The organism is Thauera phenylacetica B4P (assembly GCF_000310225.1).
GTDB classification, from domain to species: domain Bacteria; phylum Pseudomonadota; class Gammaproteobacteria; order Burkholderiales; family Rhodocyclaceae; genus Thauera; species Thauera phenylacetica.
The window spans coordinates 1-4,266 of the sequence record NZ_AMXF01000296.1; the positions used below are offsets into that span (position 1 = coordinate 1).

At 67.7% G+C, this 4,266-nt stretch carries 2 protein-coding genes; both read left to right on the forward strand.

The genetic code is table 11. From position 1 onward, the window contains the following. Positions 1-713 precede the first annotated feature (713 nt). Entirely contained in the window at positions 714-1,709 is a 996-nt protein-coding gene (locus C667_RS20720) for an Rpn family recombination-promoting nuclease/putative transposase (RefSeq protein WP_004381579.1), read from the forward strand. Between the two features lie 805 nt (positions 1,710-2,514). Next, a complete protein-coding gene (locus tag C667_RS20725; RefSeq protein WP_004381580.1) occupies positions 2,515-4,002 on the forward strand; it encodes a polysaccharide export protein in 1,488 nt (495 codons plus the stop codon). The last annotated feature ends 264 nt before the right edge of the window (positions 4,003-4,266 follow it).

Here is a 4,266-nt window from a genome sequence, read left to right on the forward strand (position 1 = left end):
CCGTGCGGCGTTCGTTCATAAACCGTCGGCGCGAATGGCGTCGTGCTTCCGCCCGCGCGGCGTTCCGGCATCAAACATCGCGCGCGATGGCGGCCAGTGTCTCGCGCGCGACACCGCCCTGTAGGAGCGCCGGCAGGCGCGAAAACGGCGGTTCGGCGTGTGCCACGCCCGACGCAGTCGTGCGACCGGGCGCCCGATTCGCGCCTGCCGGCGCTCCTACATAAACCCTTGCGCGGGATGCCGCCGTGCTTCACCCCGTGCGGCGTTCATACATGAACCGTCGGGGGGAATGGCGTCGTGCTTCCGCCCACGCGGCGTTCCGGCATCAAACATCGCGCGCGATGGCGGCCAGTGTCTCGCGCGCGAGCCCGCCCTGTAGGAGCGCCGGCAGGCGCGAAAGCGACGGTTCGGCGTGTGCCACGCCCGACGCAGCCGTGCGACCGGGCGCCCCATTCGCGCCTGCCGGCGCTCCTACATAAACCCTTGCGCGGGATGGCGCCGTGCTTCACCCCGTGTGGCGTTCGTTCATAAACCGTCGGGGGGGAATGGCGTCGTGCTTCACCCCGCGCGGCGTTCATACATGAACCGTCGTGCGAAAGGGCGTCGTGCCTCACCCCGCGTGGCGCGCCTACCCAAACCCCGGGCGCGTCGTGCTTGGCATCCGGGAATGCAAATAGAATAATCGGAGGCGTTCCCTTCGCGCGACGCCCTCCATGCCCGCCCATCACGACACTGGCTACAAGCTGCTCTTCTCCGACCCGCTCATGGTGCGCGATCTGCTGCAAGGCTTCATCGACGACCCGTGGCTCGCGCGGCTCGACTTCTCCACGCTCGAGCTCGTCAATGGCCATTACGTCAGCGAAGACCTGCGCAACCGCGCCGACGACGTGGTCTGGCGGGTCAAGGCGGACGAGCGCTGGGTCTATCTCTACCTGCTCATCGAATTCCAGAGCCGCATCGACCGCTTCATGGCGCTGCGCATGCTCGTGTACGTCGGGCTGCTCTACCAGGACCTCGTCCGCGGCAAGCAACTCGGGCCCGACGGGCTCCTCCCGCCGGTGCTGCCGATCGTGCTCTACAACGGCGAGCCGCGCTGGAAGGCGCCAACCTCGCTCGACGCGCTGCTGCCCCGGGTTCCCGCCTTCCTCGCCCCGCTGCAGCCGTCGATGCGCTACCTGCTGATCGACGAGGGTGCGTGCACGCCCGCGACCTTCGCCCGCCTGCCGCGCAACCTCGTCGCTGCGATCTTCCAGCTCGAGCAACCGCACACGCTCGAAGGGGTCCAACGCATCGTCGCCGAGGTCGAGGCCGCCACCCGCGAGCCCGAATACGCCACGGTGCGCCGGGTGATCGCCATCTGGCTGCGCGCCGCCTTGCGGCGCAACCGCAAATCCCCCATCCTTCTCCCCGAGCTGGACGACCTGCAGGAACTGAAGATCATGCTTTCGCAACGTATTGAAAAGTGGGCAAAAGAGTTTCAAGCCGAAGGCGAGAAGAAGGGGCGGGTGGAAGGGCGGATCGAAGGGCGTGTGGAAGGCGAGGTCCGCATGCTCGAGCGCCTGCTCAGCCGCCGTTTCGGCGAGTTGCCCTCGTGGATCCGCCAACGTCTGTCCAGTGCCAGCGAAGCGCAGCTCGAGCAGTGGAGCGAAGCCGTGCTCGACGCCGAGAGCCTCATGGCCATCTTCGGCGAGCCGCCGTCGCGTCATTGATCGAACCCGCGTCGCCGCGGGCGGATCAAGGCACGTGCCGACCTCGACGCAGAGGCGCGATCGCAGCGGCCCATTCGCGCCTGCCGGCGCTCCTACATACACCCTTGCGCGGGATGGCGCCGTGCCTCACCCCGTGCGGCGTTCGTTCATAAACCGTCGGGGGAATGGCGTCGTGCTTCCGCCCACGCGGCGTTCCGGCATCAAACATCGCGCGCGATGGCGGCCAGTGTCTCGCGCGCGACCCCGCCCTGTAGGAGCGCCGGCAGGCGCGAAAGCGGCGGTTCGGCATGGGCCACGCCCAACGCAGCCGTGCGACCGGGCGCCCGATTCGCGCCTGCTGGCGCTCCTACATAAACCGTCGCGTGCTTCGTTGTGGGCGGCGGCGGGCTCCGGTTTTGCGCATGCTGCCGTAATCCCCTACAATTCGCCCATCTTTGGTGTTGCAATGCAGCAATGCGGAATAGTTCCTCGTGAACTGCTCGCGACGGGGTCCACAAGGTGTCGGGAATCTTTACACTTCTCCGAAAATGCAAATTGGAGAGGCGGGTCGGCGGGGTTTCACCCGGCTGTAACACACTGACTCGACACTGCTTTGGTGCAATGCACTATTTGCTGGCGCGCTTTTTGCTCATAAAGGGCCGCGCCGAGTTGCCCGCTGAGGGCGCCTCAAACCGGCATGAAGACTCGTTTTGGGCACTATTGCCGAAAAACTCGTAACGCATATCGTGCAAGCAAACAAACGGCTAGCCGCGACGTCGCCGCAGGGGGGCGCCGGGCAGGCCGCAAAACTCGAACGGGGTTTTCGATGAGTCGCTTCACCACCGACCGGACCGCCCGCCGCGGCGCAGCCCGTGGCACCGTGCCCGGCACCGACCTTGCCCACATGGCCGGCATCGCCCACGTTGCCGCGGCCGACCACGCCGCCACCTACAACGCCGCCACCTACAACGCCGCCACCCACAACGCAGCCACCCACAGCGCAGCCACCCACAGCGCAGCCACCCACAGCGCAGCCACCCACAGCGCCGCAACTGCCCGCGCTGAAGCCCGCGCCGCCAACTGCGCAGTAGCCCGCGCCAACGACCGCGCCGAAACCCGCGCCACCCCCCGCGCCACCCCCCGCAGCCCCACCCTCATCCGCACGGCCCTCGTTGCCCTCGCCACCGCGGCCATCGGCGGCTGCACGCTCATCCCCGGCACCAGCGGCAGCCTCATGCGCGAAGAATCCTCCGTGCCGCTGCCGGTCACCGAGGGGGCCGAGACGGTTCCGGCCAACGTCAAGCTGCAGCCGATCACCGCGCAGCTCATCATCGACCAGCACCAGGCCGAGGAGACCCGCTTCCGCCGCGGCAACGCCGGCGGCCAGACCGCCACCCGCGGCAAGGCCGACAAGAGCATCCCCGGCTTCGACTACGAAGACTACAAGCTCGGCCCCGGCGACATCATCAACGTCATCGTCTGGGACCACCCCGAGATCACCATCCCGGCCGGCTCCTACCGCTCGGCCGAGCAGTCCGGCACCCTGGTCGCCGAAGACGGCACCATCTTCTTCCCCTTCGCCGGCGTGGTGAAGGTCGCCGGCCTCACCACCCGCGAGGTCCGCAAGCTGCTCGCCAAGCGCATGGCCAGCGTCATCGAAAACGTCCAGCTCGACGTGCGCATCGTCTCCTTCCGCAGCAAGCGCGTGTATGTCGTCGGCGAAGTCTCCAAGCCCGGCCTGCAGCCGATCGACGACATCCGCATGACGCTGGTCGAGGCGGTCAATCGCGCCGGCGGCATCACCGAAGAGGCCGACCACGGCAACGTGCTGCTCACCCGCAAGGGCCAGACCTGGCGCGTCGACCTGCAGGCGCTGTACGAGGAGGGCGACGTCAGCCAGAACGTGCTGCTGCAGCCGGGCGACATCATCAACGTCCCCGACCGCGAGCTCAACAAGGTCTTCGTGCTCGGCGAGGTGCGCAACCCGGGCTCGTTCATGATGAACAAGCGCCGCACCACGCTCGCCGAGGCGCTGTCCGATGCGGGCTTCGTCAACCAGAGCACGTCCGACCCGGCGTGGGTGTATGTGATGCGCACCGACAACGGCAGCTCCGAGCTCTTCCACCTCAACGCCCGCTCGCCGGATGCGCTGCTGCTGGCCGAGCGCTTCCCGCTGCTGCCGCGGGATGTGGTGTATGTCGATGTCGCCGCCGTCGCGCGCTGGAACCGCGTGGTCAGCAACATCCTGCCGACCTCGCAGATGCTGCAGCTCACCAGCGAGACGCGGTATCCGTTGTTCGGCGGGCGGCAGTAAGAGGGCGGTGGTCGCGAATCAGATTAGCCCCGGCGCACGCAGTCCGCGCCGGTTTATGTAGGAGCGCCGGCAGGCGCGAACGAGATTGGCCCCGGCGCATGAAACGGGCGCCGGTTTGTGTAGGAGCGCCGGCAGGCGCGAATGAGATTAGCCCCGGCGCATGAAACCCGCGCCGGTTCATGTAGGAGCGCCGGCAGGCGCGAAAGCGGCGGTTGATTTGGCGTTGTCGCGAAACGGAGAGGCTGCATTCGCGCCTGCCGGCGC

Excerpts from the sequence above, each read along its gene's own strand:
- C667_RS20720 (WP_004381579.1), top strand. The coding sequence starts at position 714 with ATGCCCGCCCATCACGACACTGGCTACAAGCTGCTCTTCTCCGACCCG.
- C667_RS20725 (WP_004381580.1), top strand. The coding sequence starts at position 2,515 with ATGAGTCGCTTCACCACCGACCGGACCGCCCGCCGCGGCGCAGCCCGT.